The sequence below is a fragment of the Agrobacterium sp. RC10-4-1 genome, from assembly GCF_014138475.1.
GTDB classification, from domain to species: domain Bacteria; phylum Pseudomonadota; class Alphaproteobacteria; order Rhizobiales; family Rhizobiaceae; genus Agrobacterium; species Agrobacterium pusense.
Genome location: NZ_JACJIT010000002.1, coordinates 771937 through 790383, shown reverse-complemented (window position 1 = coordinate 790383; position 18447 = coordinate 771937). Strand labels below are relative to the sequence as shown.

17 protein-coding genes are annotated in these 18447 nt (G+C 60.4%); 9 read left to right on the top strand and 8 right to left on the bottom strand.

The genetic code is table 11. The features are described from left to right. The first annotated feature begins 32 nt into the window (after positions 1–32). Positions 33–953, top strand: a complete 921-nt coding sequence (locus FHW77_RS08340; RefSeq protein ID WP_004442309.1) for a DMT family transporter — start codon at positions 33–35, stop codon at positions 951–953. Between the two features lie 87 nt (positions 954–1040). After that, the gene (hspQ, locus tag FHW77_RS08335) at positions 1041–1370 is read left to right on the top strand and encodes a heat shock protein HspQ (protein WP_004442310.1); all 330 of its coding nucleotides are present in this window, start codon (positions 1041–1043) and stop codon (positions 1368–1370) included. A gap of 102 nt (positions 1371–1472) precedes the next feature. Here hspQ and FHW77_RS08330 read toward each other — a convergent pair whose 3' ends face one another. Next, entirely contained in the window at positions 1473–2129 is a 657-nt protein-coding gene (locus FHW77_RS08330; protein WP_004442311.1) for an invasion associated locus B family protein, read from the bottom strand. A gap of 307 nt (positions 2130–2436) precedes the next feature. Between FHW77_RS08330 and FHW77_RS08325 the strand changes: the two genes are divergently transcribed. Genes FHW77_RS08325 through FHW77_RS08315 form a run of 3 tightly spaced genes read left to right on the top strand, consistent with a single transcriptional unit; the run spans position 2437 to position 5975 of the window. Further along, positions 2437–4284, top strand: coding sequence for an extracellular solute-binding protein (locus tag FHW77_RS08325; RefSeq protein ID WP_004442312.1), 1848 nt, complete (start codon positions 2437–2439; stop codon positions 4282–4284). 39 nt (positions 4285–4323) lie between these two features. Beyond that, on the top strand, positions 4324–4992 hold the full coding sequence (locus FHW77_RS08320; RefSeq protein ID WP_004442313.1) for a DsbA family oxidoreductase: 669 nt from the start codon (positions 4324–4326) through the stop codon (positions 4990–4992). A gap of 50 nt (positions 4993–5042) precedes the next feature. Continuing rightward, positions 5043–5975, top strand: a complete 933-nt coding sequence (locus tag FHW77_RS08315; RefSeq protein WP_004442314.1) for a DMT family transporter — start codon at positions 5043–5045, stop codon at positions 5973–5975. Between the two features lie 55 nt (positions 5976–6030). Here the strand turns inward: FHW77_RS08315 and FHW77_RS08310 are convergent, their stop codons facing one another. From FHW77_RS08310 to FHW77_RS08300, 3 genes are all read right to left on the bottom strand, one after another. Beyond that, the gene (locus FHW77_RS08310; RefSeq protein ID WP_004442315.1) at positions 6031–6375 is read right to left on the bottom strand and encodes a hypothetical protein; all 345 of its coding nucleotides are present in this window, start codon (positions 6373–6375) and stop codon (positions 6031–6033) included. A gap of 381 nt (positions 6376–6756) precedes the next feature. Further along, positions 6757–10254: a transcription-repair coupling factor gene (gene mfd, locus FHW77_RS08305; protein WP_111814829.1), complete on the bottom strand. Its 3498-nt coding sequence runs from the start codon at positions 10252–10254 to the stop codon at positions 6757–6759. 4 nt (positions 10255–10258) lie between these two features. Beyond that, positions 10259–10570, bottom strand: a complete 312-nt coding sequence (locus FHW77_RS08300; RefSeq protein WP_004442318.1) for an FAD assembly factor SdhE — start codon at positions 10568–10570, stop codon at positions 10259–10261. A gap of 188 nt (positions 10571–10758) precedes the next feature. On the opposite strand from FHW77_RS08300, the gene recG reads away from it, so the two are divergent. Genes recG through FHW77_RS08280 form a run of 4 tightly spaced genes read left to right on the top strand, consistent with a single transcriptional unit; the run spans position 10759 to position 13841 of the window. Continuing rightward, the gene (gene recG, locus FHW77_RS08295; protein ID WP_004442320.1) at positions 10759–12864 is read left to right on the top strand and encodes an ATP-dependent DNA helicase RecG; all 2106 of its coding nucleotides are present in this window, start codon (positions 10759–10761) and stop codon (positions 12862–12864) included. Positions 12865–12876: 12 nt separating this feature from the next. Next, positions 12877–13149, top strand: coding sequence for a hypothetical protein (locus tag FHW77_RS08290; RefSeq protein WP_004442322.1), 273 nt, complete (start codon positions 12877–12879; stop codon positions 13147–13149). Positions 13150–13203: 54 nt separating this feature from the next. Beyond that, on the top strand, positions 13204–13461 hold the full coding sequence (locus FHW77_RS08285) for a type II toxin-antitoxin system Phd/YefM family antitoxin (RefSeq protein WP_004442323.1): 258 nt from the start codon (positions 13204–13206) through the stop codon (positions 13459–13461). Further along, positions 13458–13841: a type II toxin-antitoxin system VapC family toxin gene (locus FHW77_RS08280; RefSeq protein WP_004442325.1), complete on the top strand. Its 384-nt coding sequence runs from the start codon at positions 13458–13460 to the stop codon at positions 13839–13841. The genes FHW77_RS08285 and FHW77_RS08280 overlap by 4 nt, the downstream gene beginning before the upstream one ends. 1 nt (position 13842) lies before the next feature. Here the strand turns inward: FHW77_RS08280 and FHW77_RS08275 are convergent, their stop codons facing one another. From FHW77_RS08275 to glmU, 4 genes are all read right to left on the bottom strand, one after another. Continuing rightward, entirely contained in the window at positions 13843–14511 is a 669-nt protein-coding gene (locus tag FHW77_RS08275; RefSeq protein WP_004442327.1) for a DUF502 domain-containing protein, read from the bottom strand. A gap of 12 nt (positions 14512–14523) precedes the next feature. After that, complete coding sequence (locus FHW77_RS08270) at positions 14524–15027, bottom strand: GNAT family N-acetyltransferase (RefSeq protein WP_004442328.1); 504 nt, start codon at positions 15025–15027, stop codon at positions 14524–14526. Further along, complete coding sequence (glmS, locus tag FHW77_RS08265) at positions 15024–16850, bottom strand: glutamine--fructose-6-phosphate transaminase (isomerizing) (protein WP_004442330.1); 1827 nt, start codon at positions 16848–16850, stop codon at positions 15024–15026. Before glmS ends, FHW77_RS08270 begins: the two co-directional genes overlap by 4 nt. A 102-nt stretch (positions 16851–16952) precedes the next feature. Then, positions 16953–18314: a bifunctional UDP-N-acetylglucosamine diphosphorylase/glucosamine-1-phosphate N-acetyltransferase GlmU gene (glmU, locus tag FHW77_RS08260; protein ID WP_034499008.1), complete on the bottom strand. Its 1362-nt coding sequence runs from the start codon at positions 18312–18314 to the stop codon at positions 16953–16955. Positions 18315–18447: the final 133 nt, after the last annotated feature.

The following is an 18447-nucleotide window of genomic DNA, read 5'->3' as shown; positions in this document are numbered from 1 at the left end:
TTTCTTTTGAAGTTCAACCCTGACCGTGAAGAATGCCGAACACGCCAGCCACGCAGCAAACCCGCCTCACGGACTGGCTCATCTTTCTGGCCGTTCCCTTCTTTTTCGCCAGCAACGTCGTTTTCGGCCGCGGCGTCGTCGGTGAGGTCTCGCCTTTCATCGCCGCCTTCATCCGCTGGATCGGCTCGACGCTCATCATCGCGCCCTTCATGATCGCCGACTGGCGCAACTGCCTTGCTTTCGTGCGGCACAAGACGCTGCTCTGGCTCGTCCTCGGCATTCTCGGCATGGGCATCTGCGGCGGCGTGGTCTATTGGGGCCTCACCATGACCACGGCCGCCAACGGCACGCTGATCTACACCACCTCCTCGCTGTTCATCATCCTGTTCCAGCACATCTTTCAGGGCCGGCCGATCCGGAAGCTTGAAGTGGCGGGCATGATTATCGCCTTCGCCGGCGTCGCCGCCATCGTGCTCAAGGGCGATATCTCCGCTCTCCGGCACATGAATTTCAACATCGGCGACTTTGCAATTTTGACCGCAGCCATTGCCTTTGCGATCTATTCCCTGCTGCTGCGCGATCCGGCGGCGCGGCAGATGGCGTCCTTCAGTCTCTTCGGACTGATTGCTTTTTCCGGCGCGCTTGTCCTTCTGCCGCCGGCAGCACTGGAACTGGCACAGGGAGGCATGCTGCCTGCCACGCCTGTTGCATGGGCGAAGATCGGCGGCATCATCCTGTTCGCCTCACTTCTGGCCTTTTATTGCTTTACCCACACGGTACGCGTTTTCGGTCCCGCCACGGCGGGAATTACGCTGTACATGATGCCGCCGGTCTCGATCCTCATGGCCACGGTGTTTCTCGGCGAATCCTTCGAGACCTATCATGCCATCGGCATCGTATTGGTCACCGGCGGCGTCATCATCGCCACCGCGCCAATCAGCAAAGGACGCTGAACACGAACGGCAGAGCGGCGTCAAAGCGCCAGGTCTTGATATTTCGCGTTCCGATACCAACTAGTATTGGGAAAGGAAGTACATGCCATGAAACAAAGAAACGCAAAATTCACGCTTGGCGAGATCGTTCGCCACAAGGTGTTTCCGTTCCGCGGTGTGGTAATCGACGTGGACCCGGAATATGCCAATACCGAGGAATGGTGGAACGCTATTCCCGCGGAAATCAGGCCGGAACGCGACCAGCCCTTCTATCATCTTCTCGCCGAAAACGAGGAGACGGAATATGTCGCCTATGTTTCCGAACAGAACCTCGTCCACGACGAAAACGAGACGCCGCTCCGAAATCCCAACATCGGCCGCATCTTTGACAAGGCGCCGAACGGCGAATGGCGCCCGAAAATGTCCACGGCGCACTGACGCCCGCCAAGCATCTCCCTCCTCCCGGGGATATCGAGCACGCATAAAAAAACCGGTCTGTCGCCAGACCGGTTTTCTGTTTTTTTGAAGCTTGCGCGGCAATCAGGGCTTCGGCGCGCCCTTGGCAGCATCCTGAGCAGCTTCGAGCTTCTTGCGAGCTTCTTCCGCCTTCTTCTGCATGCCTTCCTGCAGGCTGCGCTGGCTTTCGGCCAGCTGCGACTGGGTGATTGCCGGGCCGTCATAAGCGCCGGTGAAACCGGAAAGCGCGATCTTGATGGGGTTCGGCGCGCGGCGGAAGTTGATGGAGGTGAAGACCACCTCGCTACCCTTCTTCAGCGAAGCGATCATGGCGTCCGTCAGCGGCACTTCAGCCGTGCACTTGTCGGGAAGGCAAACGGCGTAATCGAGCTTCTGACCCTTGCCGCCATCGATCTGCATCATCACACCCGGAGGAATGAGACGCGCGGTCGGAACGGAAACCTGCAGCAGCTTGCGGTTGACCTTGCCTTCAACGGTAATGAGGCCAACGGCCGTGATCATCTGGCCGTTCTGGGCGAGAACCACGTTCTGCACAACGCAGACATCGTTGTCTTCCTGCTTGGAGCAGGTCTTGAACCAGCCGAGCGGCGGAGCGCCAGCGCCCTGAGCAGCCGGAGCAGCATCCTGCGCCTGCGAGATGGCCGGAGCGGACACAGCGCCGAGAGAGAGGACCAGAGCGGACAGAGCCGTCCGGGTGAATGTGTTTGCCTTGTGCATCATAAGAGTTCCGTCTCCTGAATGTCTGCCAGAACAGAACCGCTCAAGGTCCTGTTCGTCGATGGCGGTATCCTTCTGCCCGTTCAACTGTCGTTTAAATGAGGCAAATGCGTGACCCGTCTCTTCCGGTCCCCCTGTTACATGCCGTTCGCGGCGATATCCAGCACTTCTTTAACTTTTTCTTGAGCGGAGCCAAGATTTCCCGCGCTTGCATGGGTCATGCAATGTCCGTGTGCTACATATCTGCCAGAATCATGACGATAAACGGTCCTGACGCACATCGGACGGACAGTTGAGACAGGACAGTGACATGCGCAACCTTGCGGCCCTCATCCCCGCATTGTTTCTTTTGGGATCATCCCTGCTTCCCGGCGGGAGTGCGGTAGCGCAACCGCTGCACGCCATCTCGATGCATGGCACGCCAGCGCTTCCCGCAGATTACCAACACCTGCCTTATGTCAATCCGGACGTGAAGAAAGGCGGCCGCATTTCTTATGGCGTGGTCGGCACCTTCGACAGCCTGAACCCCTTCGTTCTCAAGGGAATGCGCACCACCGCCCGCGGCGTCTGGGATCCGGAATTCGGCAATCTTCTTTACGAGCCTCTGATGTCTCGCTCCAGCGACGAGCCCTTCAGCCTCTATGGGCTGCTCGCCGAAACCGTGGAGTGGGACGACGAGCGCAGCTTCGTTCAGTTCAACATCAACCCCAAGGCGAAATGGTCGGATGGCGAGCCGGTAACGCCTGATGACGTGATCTTCACCTTCAATCTCCTGAAGGAAAAGGGCCGCCCGCCATTCAACAGCCGTCTCGACGGCGTAGCCAAGATGGAGAAGACCGGCGAACACAGCGTGCGCTTCACCTTCAACGAAAAGGCGAATCGCGAAACGCCTCTCATCCTCGCCTCTTCAACGCCGATCCTGCCGAAACACGCGACCGATCCGGAAAAATTCGAGCAGGCGGGCCTCGGTGCGGTTGTCGGCTCCGGCCCTTACCGAATCAAGACGCTGCGCCCGGGTGAACGAATCATCTGGGAGAGAAACCCCGACTACTGGGGCAAGGACATTCCCGGCAAAGTCGGTTTCGATAATTACGACGAGATCAGCATCACCTATTTCCTTCAGGTCACGACCATGTTCGAGGCCTTCAAGAAGGGCGATATCGACATCTACCCGGAAGGCGATGCCATCAATGGCACTTCCGATACCTCCCACTGGGGGCAAGCCTATAATTTCCCCGCCGTGCATCGCGGCGATATCGTCAAGGACGTGTTCCAGCCGCGCCTGCCGACTGGCATGTTCGGTCTCGTCTTCAACACCCGCCGTGCCGTCTTCGCTGACGAAAAGGTACGCGAAGGCCTTACCTATGCCTTCGATTTCGAGTGGATGAACAAAAACATCCTCGGCGGCTCCTTCAAGCGGACGCAGAGCTACTGGCAGAACTCGCCGCTCGGCGCCTATGGCAACGCCGCCGACGCGCGCGAGTTGGCGCTGCTCGGCGACGCGGCGAAGACCATGTCTCCGGAGTTGCTGGCCGGCACCTACGCTCTGCCCACGACAGACGGCACAGGCGCCGACCGGAAGGTGCTCAAAATGGCCGTCGACAAGCTGAAAGAGGCTGGCTACAGCATCAAGAACGGCAGGATGTCCGATGCCAATGGCCGCCAGCTCGCTTTCGAAATCATGACGCAGAACCCGGCGCAGGAGCGTATCGCGCTGGCCTATCAGCGTTCGCTGAACCTGATCGGCGTCGCCATGGGCATTCGCTCGGTTGATGACGGGCAATACCAGTCGCGCTCGAACAGCTTCGATTACGACATGATCATCCGCTCCCTGCCCTCGTCGCTTTCGCCCGGCATGGAGCAGCTGAACCGTTGGAACTCACTCTCGCGTGATGCGCAGGGCAGCTTCAACTATGCAGGTGTTGCCAATCCCGATATAGACCGGATGATAGAGGCGCTGTTGCAGGCCCGCTCGACGGAAGATTTCCAGGCGGCCGTGCGCGCTTATGACCGCCTGCTTGTGGCGGGACATTATATCATTCCGCTCTATTATATCGGCGCCCAATGGGTCGCCCGCTGGAAATATATCGACCGCCCGGATATCACTCCAATACAGGGCAATCAGAAACAGACCTGGTGGGACGCGCGGGCGCAATAACCTGCCACCGTCATGTCGATCATATAAGGAACATCAGCCATGGAACGCATCGTTGTTGACGTCGTATCGGACATGATCTGCCCGTGGTGTTATCTCGGCAAGGCCCGGCTCGATCTCGCCATTGCCGAAGTGCAGGATGAAATCAGCGTCGACGTGAACTGGCGTCCCTACCGCCTCAACCCGGACTATCCGACGGAAGGAGTCGACCAGAAAGCCGCTCTCGAGGAAAAGCTCGGCAAGGAGCGTCTGGAACAGGCCCATGCCACGTTGGTTCAGCTCGGCAGGGAAGTCGGCATTACCTACGATTTCGACGCGATCAAGATCGGGCCGAACACGCTCGATGCCCATCGCCTGTCGCTCTGGGCCCATTCCGAAGGCCGCGACGTCCAGGAACGCGTCGTGACCGGCCTGTTCAAGGCCAATTTCGAGGAAGGCCGCAATATCGGCGATCATGCCGTGCTGGTCGACGTTGCCGCAAAGGCCGGCATGGATGCGAAAGTCGTCGAGCGGCTGCTGGCTTCGGACGCGGACAAGGATACGGTCGTCGCTGAAATCGATGCCGCCCAGCAGATGGGTGTCGCCGGCGTGCCCTTTTTCATCATCGACCAGAAATACGCCATAAGCGGTGCACAAACACCCGATGTCCTGATTGCTGCATTGCGGGATATTGCAAAAATCAAGGCGGACGAGCATAGATCGATGAACTGACGGTCAAACCGCCGGCGGTTTTCAACAACTCGATTTTTGCCGGTGTTTCCGTGTCCGACCAGACCCTGAAAGGCATTCTGCTCGCCTTTGCAGCCTTCGCTGCCTATGCCTGGAGCGATGCCAGCGTTAAACTCATTGAAGGTCAGATTTCTCCCATAGAATCGGCCTTCTTCGGGGCCCTGTTCGGCCTCGTCGCCCTGCCCTTCATCCGCAAACGCAACGACAGCTGGCTGGATGTGGTGAAAACAACCAACCGGCCGCTCTGGATCATCCGCTTTTTTTCGGCCGGCACCGGCGCTGTCGGCAGCGTGACTGCCTTTACCCATCTTTCCATGGCGGAAGCTTTCGCGCTGATCTTCCTGCTTCCGTCCTTCGTCACCATCATGTCGGTGATGTTTCTCAAGGAACAGGTGGGCATTCGCCGCTGGTCGGCCGTCATCATCGGTTTTCTGGGTGTGCTCATCATCCTGCGGCCCGGATTCCGTGAACTGGGCATAGGCCATCTGGGCGCCATCATCGCCGGCTTCAGCGGCGCGCTCAGCATCGTGATCTTCCGCGCCATGGGCCCATCGGAAAAGAATGTTTCGCTTTATGGTGCGGGCGTGCTGGGCTGTCTCGTCATCAGCGGCGTTGCCATGGTGCCGAGCTTCGTCATGCCGGGTGGCGAACAATGGCTGCTGCTGGCAGGATACGGCCTGCTCGGCGCGCTTGGCAACATTCTGGTCATGTACGCCGCCCAATATGCGCCCGCCGCCATGATCGGCCCGACGCAATATAGCCAGATGCTCTGGGCCATCCTGTTCGGTTATCTGATTTTTGGCGATCGTATCGACGGCTGGATGTTGATCGGCATCGCCCTCATCGTCGGCTCCGGCCTGCTGACACTGCTCCGCGAGAAACAGAGAAAGGTGCCATTGCCCGCCTCCATCGCCGCGACAGACCAGAACGTGGCTGTCGGTATTACGCCGGAAGACAGTCACTAGCCCCAGAGAGCGAAAAAACCGGCGGCGCTTCAGGCACCGCCGGTCCGGCGTTCAATCAATCGCAAACCCTGACCCGATACATGTCGCCCCAGGCGTTCTGCCTCCAGGCTACATGGCAGCGGGGATAGACGGGTTCATAAACGACCGGCGGGCCATAAGCCGGCGCAGCATAGACGGGCGGACCATAAGCCGGCGCGTAATAGGCGGGGCCGTAAGCGTAGCCCGGGTGCCTTGCACCCGCAATCAGCGCTCCGCCAATGATCGTGCCGGCAATACCGGCGGCAAGGCCGCGGCCGAAATTATTGCGCGCTTCCGCCTGACTGGTGGTGGCAATTGTGGTGCCCGCAATTGTCAAGGCAACCAGACCAGCGGTGGCAAACCTGTTGATATTGGTCCACATCGTCCTGCTCCTTCATCACCCGGCGGCATCCACTCATCCGCCGCACCGGGTATGAGGATGAGATTACGCCTGCGAAGAATACCGGTAGATGTCCGTTTCGTTACATTGCGGTAATTTTCGCTGAAGGCAGTGAGTGGAGTTTTCGAGGGATTGGCTAATGGATAATGAGCCAAAGATGGGTGTGGTTTACCCCCCTCTGCCCTGCCGGGCATCTCCCCCACAAGGAGGGAGATCGGCAAGACGCACTGTCACCACTTCATTCTCTAACGTTGATATTGGCAAAACCTTGCCGCATATCGATCTCCCCACCTGTGGGGGAGATGCCCGGCAGGGCAGAGGGGGGTAAAGCCACACCCACCGACACCCCCCAAAGGCTCAAATCTACGACCGAGCCAGCTCCGCCAACTGCGTCATGATCATCGCCGCACCCGTCAGCCGCTTTTCCGGCGTCGGCAGATCGCGGTTGAGGAAAAGGCTGTGATCGGGACGGATCTTCGCCATCGATCCCTGCTTGCCAATGTAACCGACAAGCGCCGCCGGGTTCGGGAATTCCTTGTTGCGGAATTGAACGACAACGCCCTTCGGCCCGGCATCCAGCTTCTCGACATTAGCAATGCGGCAGAGCGACTTAATGTAGACGATCTTGAGAAGATGCTGCACTTCTTTCGGCAGCGGGCCGAAACGGTCGATCATTTCAGCGCCGAAACCGTCGATCTCGCTGATATCGGCAAGCTCGCCAAGCCGGCGGTAAAGGCCCATGCGAAGATGCAGATCGGGAACGTAATCTTCCGGGATCATGACGGATGTGCCGACCGAAATCTGCGGCGACCAGCCGCTATCCTGCACCTGCTCGTCACCCTTCACTTCGGCGACAGCCTCTTCCAGCATCTGCTGATAAAGCTCGAAGCCGACTTCCTTGATATGGCCGGACTGTTCTTCCCCGAGTAGATTGCCCGCACCACGAATATCAAGATCGTGGCTTGCTAGCTGGAAACCGGCGCCGAGCGTATCGAGCGATTGCAGCACCTTCAGCCGGCGCTCGGCAGTCGTGGTCAGCACCTTGTTGACCGGCAGGGTGAAGAACGCGAAGGCGCGCACCTTGGAGCGGCCTACACGGCCACGCAGCTGGTAAAGCTGGGCAAGACCGAACATATCGGCGCGATGCACGATCAGCGTATTGGCGGTCGGCACGTCGAGGCCGGATTCGACGATGGTGGTCGACAGCAGAACATCATATTTGCCGTCGTAGAAGGCGTTCATGATGTCTTCCAGCTCGCCCGCCGCCATCTGCCCATGCGCCACCGCCACCTTCAGTTCCGGCACATCCGATTGCAGGAAGGCATGGATATCGGCGAGATCGGCAAGCCGCGGGCAAACGTAGAAACTCTGGCCGCCACGATAATGCTCACGCATCAGCGTCTCGCGAATGACGAGCGGGTCAAATGGCGAAATGAAGGTGCGCACCGCCATGCGGTCGACAGGCGGCGTGGTGATGAGCGACAGTTCGCGAACCCCGGTCATAGCGAGCTGCAAGGTGCGCGGAATGGGCGTCGCCGATAGCGTCAGCACATGCACATCGCTTTTCAGCTCCTTCAGCCGCTCCTTGTGCTTGACGCCGAAATGCTGCTCCTCATCGATGATGAGCAGGCCGAGATTGGCAAAGCTGATGCCCGCACCGAGCAGCGCATGCGTGCCGACGACGATATCGGTCTTGCCATCGGCAACTTCCTTTTTGGTCAGCGCCAGTTCCTTGGAGCCGACGAGACGGGAAGCCTGCTGCACGCGGATGGGCAACCCGCGGAAACGCTCCGAGAAAGTCCGGAAATGCTGGCGGGCGAGCAGCGTGGTCGGCACCACAACAGCCACCTGCACGCCATTCATGGCGGCAAGGAAGGCGGCGCGCAGCGCCACTTCGGTCTTGCCGAAGCCAACGTCGCCGCAGATGAGACGGTCCATCGGCCGGCCGGCCGCGAGGTCCTCCCGCACCGCCTCGATGGCGTTCAGCTGGTCCTCAGTTTCATCATAAGGGAAACGGGCAGCAAACTCATCATAGAGCCCATCGGGCGCGACAAGCTCCGGCGCATGGCGCACGAGACGCGCCGCTGCGATGCGGATAAGCTCATCGGCCATGTCGAGCAGGCGCTTCTTGAGCTTGGCCTTGCGCATCTGCCATGCGCCGCCGCCGAGCTTGTCGAGCGTTGCCTCTGCCGCGTCCGAGCCGTAACGCGAGAGGAGATCGATGTTTTCAACCGGCAAAAACAGCTTGGCATCATCGGCATAGTGCAGTTCGAGACAGGCGCGCGGTGCGCCCGCCGCCTCGATGGTCTGCAGGCCGACAAAACGACCAATGCCGTGTTCGGCATGAACGACGAGCGAGCCCTCGTCCAGACCGGCCACTTCCGAAATGAAATCCGCACCGCGTTTGCGGCGCTTGGAGCGCCGCACCATGCGGTCGCCGAGAATGTCCTGCTCGCCGATAACGGCAAGATTTCCGGTTTCGAAACCGGCCTCAAGGCTCAGCACCGCCGAGGCCGCCTCGCCTTTGCCAAGCTTCTCCACCTCTTTTAGCGAGGTAACCGGCTTGATCTTCTCAAGCCCGTGTTCGTTCAGCACCTGCAGCAACCGGTCGAGCGAGCCTTCCGACCAGCCTGTTATCAGCACCTTCCAGCCCTTGGCGCGGCGCTCGGCTATCTGTTTCACAGCCAGGGCAAAGACATTGACCCGCTCTTCGCTTTCGCCTTCGGTTGGCTGCCGCGCCCAGCGCGGGCCGACATGCGCGTCCAGCGTGGCGACGGGTCTTCCCTCGCTATCCTGCTCATTGAAGGGCGTCAGACGCACGGCATTGACGGCAGACAGGGCCGTGTCGAAATCCTTGCCGTTGAGATAAAGCTGGCCGGGAGACACGGGCTTGTAGGGCGCACCCTGCGTCGATCCCTTCGTCTCGCCGGAAGCACGCCGCGCCTCGTAATAATCGAGCACCAGCTTGGAGCGCTCCTTGGCCGCCTCGCGTGCCGTGTGATCGGTGACGATGCGGAACCCCTTCAGATAATCGAAGGCGGTCTCCAGCTTCTCGTAAAACAGCGGCAGCCAGTGCTCCATGCCGGCATAACGGCGGCCCTCGGAAACGGCCTGATAAAGCGCATCGTCGCGCGTCGCCGCACCGAACAGCGAGAGATAATTCTTACGAAACCGGCTGATCGTATCGGGCGTCAGCGTCACTTCACTCATCGGGTTCAGATCGAGCGAGCGCGCCTGGCCGATGGTCCGCTGGCTGGCCGGATCGAAGGTACGGATGCTCTCCAGCGTATCGCCGAAGAAATCGAGCCGCACAGGCTCCTCGGTGCCCGGCACGAAAACATCGAGAATACCGCCGCGCACGGCGAACTCGCCCACCTCACGCACCGTCGCAACCCGGTCGAAACCGTTGCGCTCCAGCCGCGCGGCAATATCCTCCATGCGAATCTGGTTGCCGGGTCTCGCGGAGAAGCCAAGGCTTTCGATGATGTCGCGCGGCGCCATCTTCTGCAGCATCGCGTTGACGGTGACCAGCACGATGGCCGGATGCGGTTTCTTCGCGTGGCTGATGAGACCGGCAAGCGCCGCCAGGCGACGCGCCGACGTGTCGGCGCTCGGTGACACGCGGTCATAGGGAAGGCAGTCCCAGGCCGGCAGCGTCATGACCGGAATATCGGGCGCAACAAAACCTAGAATTTGTTCGAGATCGGCGATGCGCTGGCCATCCGACATCACATAGGCAACCGAGGTGCCTGCGCGCGCCATCTCGGCAAGCAGCAGCGCCTCCATGCCTGCGGGCACGTTTCCGATGGTCAGCGGCGTATCGGCCGACGACACCAGCTTTGCATCGAATCCGGCTATCATGGTTTCAGGCTTTCACATTGTCTGCGGTGACGAGATCGAAATCGGGACGATAGGATGCGATCTTTTCAAACAGCGGGGTCTGGAATTTTTCCGGGATGGCAAGCGCCCCCGTCACCATCTTGACGAGGTCGTTATCCTCTTCCGCCATGATGACTTCAAGCTCATCGAGCTGGTCATCGGAAAGCAGCGCGATATTGTCTTCCGCGAATTGCCCGAGAACGAGGTCCATCTCGCGAATGCCGCGGTGCCAGCAGCGGTAAAGTATCCGCCGGCGTCTCGGATCGAGGTCGGCACTCGTGCGCACCAGTCCAGTCATCGCATTCACCTTTCGGTTGACTAATCAACAATGTGTTGACTGCGACCTCCTATAGAACAGGAGGCGAACGCTTGGGAACCGGTTTTTATCGAAATAATACCACCGCCACGAAAATCTGCCGGTGATAACCCGGCTTTGTGACCTGCGAAGTCTTGCATAAGCCGTCCCCTTCCCCGATTTTGCTGCCCATGCGCCCGGCCATTCTCGATCCGCTGTTTGCCTCCGTCTCCACGCTTGCCGGCGTGGGGCCGAAGCTTGCCGATCTCCTGGCAAAACTTCTGGGACGGGAGAATGCGGACGATACGCGCGTTATCGACCTTTTGTTCCACGCGCCCTCCAACGTCATCGACCGCCGAAACCGTCCCGGCATCGCGCTTGCAGCACCTGGCGCCATTGTCACCATTCAGGGACGTGTCGACCGCCATCAGCCGCCACCGCCGGGAAACCGCAACGCGCCCTATCGCGTCTTCCTGCATGACGAGACCGGCGAACTGGCGCTGACCTTCTTCCGCGCCAAGGGCGACTGGCTGTCCAAGGCCCTGCCCGTCGATGAAGAGGTTCTTGTCAGCGGCAAGGTGGACTGGTTCAACGGCCGCGCCTCCATGGTGCACCCGGATTTCATGGTGAAGCTTTCCGAGGCGGAAAATCTGCCCCTTGTGGAAGCCGTCTATCCCATGACCGCCGGCCTTTCCGCCAAGGTGTTGCGCAAGGCGATCGAAGGCGGGCTCTCGAAGCTGCCGGTTTTCCCGGAATGGATCGATGAGACGCTCAAGACCCGGCAGGGCTTCGGTGACGTGGCATCCAGCTTCCGCGAGCTCCACGACCCGCGCGACAGTGCCGATATCGAACCGCAAGCCCCGGCGCGCCGACGGCTCGCCTATGACGAATTCCTCGCAGGACAGCTGTCACTGGCGCTGGTGCGCCAGCGGCTGCGCAAGGTGGCGGGCCAGCCAATCCGCGCCAAGGGCGATATCGCCGCCAAAATCCTCGCGCAACTGCCCTTCTCGCTGACGGCAAGCCAGAGCGCCGCCGTCAAGGATATCCTGACCGACATGGCTGGCGAAGACCGCATGTTGCGGCTGTTGCAGGGCGATGTGGGGGCCGGCAAGACGCTGGTGGCGCTGATGGCCATGGCGACGGCGGTGGAGGCCGGCGGACAGGCGGTGCTGATGGCGCCGACCGAGATTCTCGCCCGCCAGCATTACGCCACCATCTCTAAACTCGCTCAGGCCGTGGGCCTCACGGTGGAAGTGCTGACCGGCCGCACCAAGGGCAAGGAACGCCGCGAGATCGAGGAGCGCGTGGCCTCGGGCGAAGCGCAGATCGTCATCGGCACCCATGCGCTGTTCCAGGACAGCGTCACCTATAAGAACCTTGTGCTGGCCGTGGTGGATGAACAACACCGTTTCGGCGTGCATCAGCGCCTGCGCCTCACCGCCAAGGGCATCACGCCGCATATGCTGGTCATGACCGCCACGCCCATTCCACGCACGCTGGTACTGGCCGCCTTCGGGGACATGGATGTCTCCAAGCTCACCGAAAAACCGGCGGGCCGCAAACCCATCCAGACGGTGACGATCCCCACCGAACGCATCGGCGATATTGTCGAGCGGCTGCGCGCAGCGCTGAAGGACGGCAAAAAAGCCTACTGGATTTGCCCGCTGGTGGAGGAGACGGAGGAGTCCGACCTGATGTCGGCGGAGGAGCGCCACGCGGTTCTCTCGCAGATGCTCGGCGCCAACATCGGCCTCATTCACGGGCGTATGAGCGGCCCGGAGAAGGACGCCGCCATGCTCGCCTTCAAGAACGGCGAAACCCGCCTGCTGGTGGCGACTACGGTGGTCGAAGTCGGCGTCGATGTGCCTGACGCGACGATCATGGTCATCGAACACGCCGAACGTTTCGGCCTCGCCCAGCTGCACCAGCTTCGCGGCCGCGTCGGACGCGGCGACGAGGCCTCCACCTGTATCCTGCTCTACAAGGGCCCGCTCAGCGAAAACGGCCGCGCACGGCTCTCCATCCTGCGCGACAGCGAGGACGGCTTCCTGATCGCCGAGGAAGATTTGAAGCTGCGCGGCGAAGGCGAGTTGCTCGGCACGCGTCAATCAGGCACGCCTGGCTTCCGCATCGCCAGCCTCGAGGCTCATGCCGACCTCCTGGAAATCGCCCGCAAGGACGCCGCCTATGTCATCGAGCGCGACCCGGAACTGATAGGTCCACGCGGCGATGCGCTACGCACCTTGCTCTATCTGCACCGCCGCGACGAAGCGATTCGTTTCCTGCACGCCGGCTGAAAGTGAACGCCCATGAACATGATCGACCCGCGCCGCCCGCCACCCGCCTTCCGCAAGGGCTACGCGCTCTGCTCGCCGCAGAACATCCTCCAGCCCGAAACATTTGCGAAGAGCGAGAAGAAGGCGATTGGCAAGGCGTTCAAGAAGCCCGGCCGCAAAAAGGCATGGAGCCGGGCGCTGGAAGAAGGCTGGAGCGTGAGGCTGGTCTATATGCGGCTCTTCGTGCCGGTGTTCCACGCCACGACTACAGGAACAGACGTGGATGATCTGGACGACGAGGATTGATATGGTCCATTGAATGGACTAATATAACGCTAACTTTAACGCCCGAGGTTAGCCGTGCAGATATCCGTGACTGATGCAAAAAGTCAGCTTACCGAACTGGTACGCCGCGCCGAAGCCGGTGATGAGGTCATTCTCACCCGTCATGGCCACGCAGCCGTGCGGCTGGTTCCGGTCACCGTCGTGGCGGATAAAACATCCCGTAGCGCCGCGCTCGCAAAAGTGCGCGCGACTGTCGCCAACAAAGGCGATAATGGCCCGGATGCCGCGCATAGTCAGGATTTTCTCTATGACGAGCACGGCCTTCCGAAATGATCGTTATCGATACGTCGGCTCTGATGACGATCCTGCTCGATGAACCCAAAGCGGATTCCTGCGCCTCAGCGCTCGAAACTGATGAACCTCTGCTCATTTCAGCGGGGACGCTTGCGGAGGCCATGATCGTGGCGCAGCGGCGCGACCGTAGCCGGGAACTAGAGATGCTGATCGAAGGTCTGGGCGCCGAAATCAAGCCCGTCACCCCCAAATCGGCGCATGGCGTTTCGGAAGCTTATCGCATTTGGGGCAAGGGCGTTCATCCTGCCGGACTAAATTTCGGCGACTGCTTTGCCTACGAGCTGGCGAAAACAGAGGGTTGCCGTTTGCTTTATGTCGGTAACGACTTTTCGCAGACGGACATCCCGGGCGTTCTCTAGATTAGACCGGCGCGATCATCTTCGGCGGCTTGAAATCCGGCGCCACAAGACCACCCGAGATCAGCAGCTTCGCCGCATCCTCCGGGGTCATGTCCAGCATCACGATCTTGTCCTTGGGCACGAACAGCAGGAAGCCCGCCGTCGGCACCGGTGTGGGCGGCAGGAAGACGGCGACCATCTGCTGGCCCATCTCGTTGAAGCGATGGGCGAGTTCGCCCTTTGCCTCGGAAGCCACAAACACCATCGCCCATGTGCCTGACGACGGGAACTCGATCAGGCCAACCTTCTTGAAGGAGTTCGAGTGCTCCTTCAGGACGGATTCGAACAGCTGTTTGATGCTTTTATAGATCGGCCGCACCAACGGCATGCGGTTGAGGATGGATTCACCGACGCCGACAATCCATTTCCCGATCAGGTTATTGCCGAGAAAGCCGATGAGGGTGATGCCGATGACAGCGATCAGCAGGCCGAAGCCGGGAATGGCCACATCGAAATATTGCTCGGGATCGTAACGGGCGGGAATATAGGGCTTCACCCAGCTATCCGCCCATTGCAGGAAGCTCCACACCAGCCACATGGTAATGGTGACGGGTGCGAGGATCAGAACGCCCGTAAGGAAGCTGTTGCGCAACCGTGTCGCAAAGGAAATTTTGGGAGGAATGTCGGTCATTTACCGTTCGCGTTAAGCGTTGTCGCTATCGAAACCCGGATGAAAACTGACAATGCCGGATGGCGTTCCCCCATGCAAGCGAAGAACTGTGAAATATTCGTCAGGAATCCCCACAGCGCTTAGGCCCTCGACGGCTTGAAAACCGAAGCGTCCATAATAGTCGGGGTCGCCGGCGACGACACATCCCGATGCGCTCAGCCGATCAAGCGCACCAAGCCCTTCACGCACCAGCCGGGAGCCGATACCCTCGCCCTGCCGTTCCGGCGTCACCGAAAGAGGCGCAAGGCAAAACCAGCCGCTGTCGCCGCTTGAGAGCGTCACGGGCGAAAAGCCGATATGGCCGACGATCCCTTCGCTGTCTTCGGCCACGAGCGAAACCGTGAGCGCACCGGCCTCCCGCAGCCGCGCCACGATCAGATGTTCGGTCTTGTCGCTATGGTCGACGTCACGGAAGGCTTCTTCCGTAACGCAGGCAATCGGCTCTTCGTCACCCTGGCGCTCCGGCCGTATGATCATTCCACCGTGACCGATTTTGCAAGGTTACGCGGCTGGTCGACATCCGTACCCATGAAAACGGCGGTGTGATAGGCCAGCAGCTGAATGGGCAGCGAGAAGACCATCGGTGCGATCAGTTCGTCGACGGTCGGCAGCGTGATCGTCGCCATTGTGTCGAGCTTGGAAGCGGCAGCTCCCTTCTCATCCGTGATGAAGATGATACGGCCGCCGCGCGCGGCGACTTCCTGCATGTTCGAAACGGTCTTTTCGAAGAAACGATCGTGCGGTGCAATCACGATGACGGGCATGTTCTCGTCGATCAGCGCGATCGGGCCGTGCTTCAGCTCGCCGGCAGCATAACCTTCGGCGTGAATATAGGAAATTTCCTTGAGCTTCAGCGCGCCTTCCAGCGCCAGCGGGAAGCTGGTGCCCCGGCCGAGATAAAGCACGTCCTTGAAGCGCGACAGATCGCGCGACAGGCCCTCTATCTGCGGCTGGATGATGTTGAGCACCTGGCTCATGATGCGCGGCATCTCGATCAGATGTTGCACAAGTTCCTTTTCCTGACCAGGCTTCAGCGTGCCGCGCGCCTTGCCGGCGGCAATGGCGAGCGAAGCAAGCACCGCAAGCTGGCAGGTGAAGGCCTTGGTGGAAGCGACGCCGATTTCCGGTCCGGCAAGGATCGGGAAGATGGCGTCCGATTCCCGGGCAATGGTCGATTCCCGCACATTGACGATGGCGCCGATCTTGAGATCGCTTTCCTTGCAATAGCGCAGCGATGCCAGCGTATCGGCTGTCTCACCCGATTGCGAGATGAAGAGCGCCGCCTGCGTTGGCTGAAGTGGCATTTCACGATAGCGGAACTCGGAGGCCACATCGATCTCCACCGGCAGGCGCGCATAACGCTCGAACCAGTATTTGCCGATCAGGCCGGAAAGATAAGCCGTGCCGCAGGCGGAGATCGCAAGTCCGGAAAGCTTGGCGAAATCGATGGCCTTATCGGCCTCTTTCACGGTCTTGGAGGCGAAATCCACATAATGGCTGAGCGCATGGGAAATGACTTCCGGCTGCTCGTAGATTTCCTTTTCCATGAAGTGGCGATGGTTGCCCTTGTCGACCACATAGGCCGTCGCCTGCGATATCTGCCGCTCGCGCTTCACCGGCTTGCCGGAGAAATCGATGATCTCAGCACCCTGCCGGGTCACGATGGCGCAGTCGCCATCCACCAGATAGGTGATCTCGTTGGTGAAGGGCGACAGCGCAATGGCGTCGGAACCCAGGAACATTTCTCCGCGGCCATAACCGACGGCAAGCGGCGGGCCGGAGCGCGCCGAAAGCAGCGTACCGGGATCGTCCTTGAACATCACCACCAGCGCATAGGCGCCTGTGACACGATTCAGCATCTTCAGCATAGCCTCACGATGACCAAGACCCTCGCGGGTATATTTCGCCAGAAGCTGCGCCACCACTTCGGTGTCGGTCTGGGTGGTGAAGGTCGCGCCCTCGGCGGTCAGTTCTTCGCGCAGTTCGGCGAAGTTTTCGATGATGCCGTTATGGACGACGGCCACGCCATCGACGAAGTGCGGGTGAGCGTTGGTTTCGTTCGGCACGCCGTGGGTCGCCCAGCGTGTATGCGCGATGCCGACCACGCCCGGAAGCGGCTTTTCGGACACCAGCTTTTCCAGATTGAAGAGCTTGCCCTCGGCACGGCGGCGATCCATCGCGCCATTGTCGATCGTTGCAACGCCGGCTGAATCATAGCCACGATATTCGAGACGCTTCAGTGCATCGACAAGCCGTTCAGCAACGGGCTCAGTTCCGACAATTCCGACAATTCCGCACATATATATCTCCAGACGGCGATCTTTTCGCCGAAACTTCTAATCTTTCCCGTGCAATCCGCAATTATGGCGCCGGTCACTTTCGGTATCGCTTCGTAACGTCCTTCAAGGCGACTTTTTCTTCGCTTCCTTCAGCGCCTTCGCCCGCTCCCGCACCACGGTTGCGCGGCCCGGCTTCACCTCCTGGCGCGCACGCCCAAAAGCCAGCGCATCATCGGGCACGTCATCGGTGATGACGCTGCCGGAGGCGATGTAGGCCCCCTCGCCAATCGTCACGGGAGCAACCAGCGACGAGTTGGAACCAACGAAGCTGTTCGCGCCGATCCGCGTCTCAGCCTTGTTGTAACCGTCATAATTGCAGGTGATGGTGCCGGCACCGATATTGCTGCCCGCGCCAACGAAGGCGTCGCCGATATAGGTGAGATGATTGACCTTGGCCCCCTCGCCGATCTCGGCCTTCTTGACCTCGCAGAAATTACCCACCTTGGAGTTGGCGTGCAGGTTGGCCCCCGGTCGCAGCCGGGCATAGGGGCCAACAGTGGCACCTTCCGCGACATGCGCGCCTTCGAGGTGTGAGAAGGCATGGATCACGGCACCCGGTTCGACCGTCACGCCGGGACCAAAAACGACATTGGGCTCGATCAGCGCGTCCTGACCGATCGTCGTATCGAAGGAGAGGAAGACGGTTTCGGGCGCGACCATCGACACGCCGTCGACCATCAATTCATGGCGGCGGCGCTCCTGCCAGAGCTTTTCGATGAAGGCCAGTTCGGCGCGGTTGTTGCAGCCGACCAGTTCTGTTTCCGGTGCATCGATGGCGACGGCGCGGCGGCCGAGCGACCGGGCAATTTCGACCACGTCCGTCAGATAATATTCGCCCTTCACATTGCCGTTGCCGATCCGGTCGAGCAGATCAAGGGCATTGCGGCCATTGATCGCCATCAGGCCACTATTGCACCAGGTCACCCTGCGCTCTTCGTCGGTCGCATCCTTTTCCTCGCGGATCGCCACCAGCTCGCCATTCTCGACCAGCAACCGGCCATAACCCGTAGGCCGGTGGGTGTGAAAACCGATCACCGCGACATCGGCGCCGGAAGCAATGGCCTCGCGGGCCCGGTCGAGCGTGGCGGAGGTAATGAGCGGCACGTCGCCATAAGCGATGATGAGATCGTCGAAGCCGCGTTCGATTGCCGCACGTGCGGCAAGCACGGCATGGCCGGTACCTTTGCGTTCCGTCTGAAGAAAAGTCTCAACCTGAAGTCCCGGCAGGCTCGCCGCCGAGGCAACATTGTCGGCGTCACGTCCGACGACGAGCGCCACCGTGCCGACGCCCGATCCAGCCACCGCCTCGACCACATGCGCAATCATCGGACGGCCGGCGACCGGATGCAGCACCTTGGATTTCGACGACTTCATGCGCGTGCTGTCGCCCGCTGCGAGAATAACGGCTAGAGAGCTGCGCTCCATAAGACCTCCAACACCCCGTCGGCGACTGCCTGGCAGCCGATACAGCGGCACATGTTTGACTTTGCGCCGTCCGGCAAAACGGACGGGCGCATCGGTAATTTCATTCCGGATTGCTATAACGGCGGCCCACTTA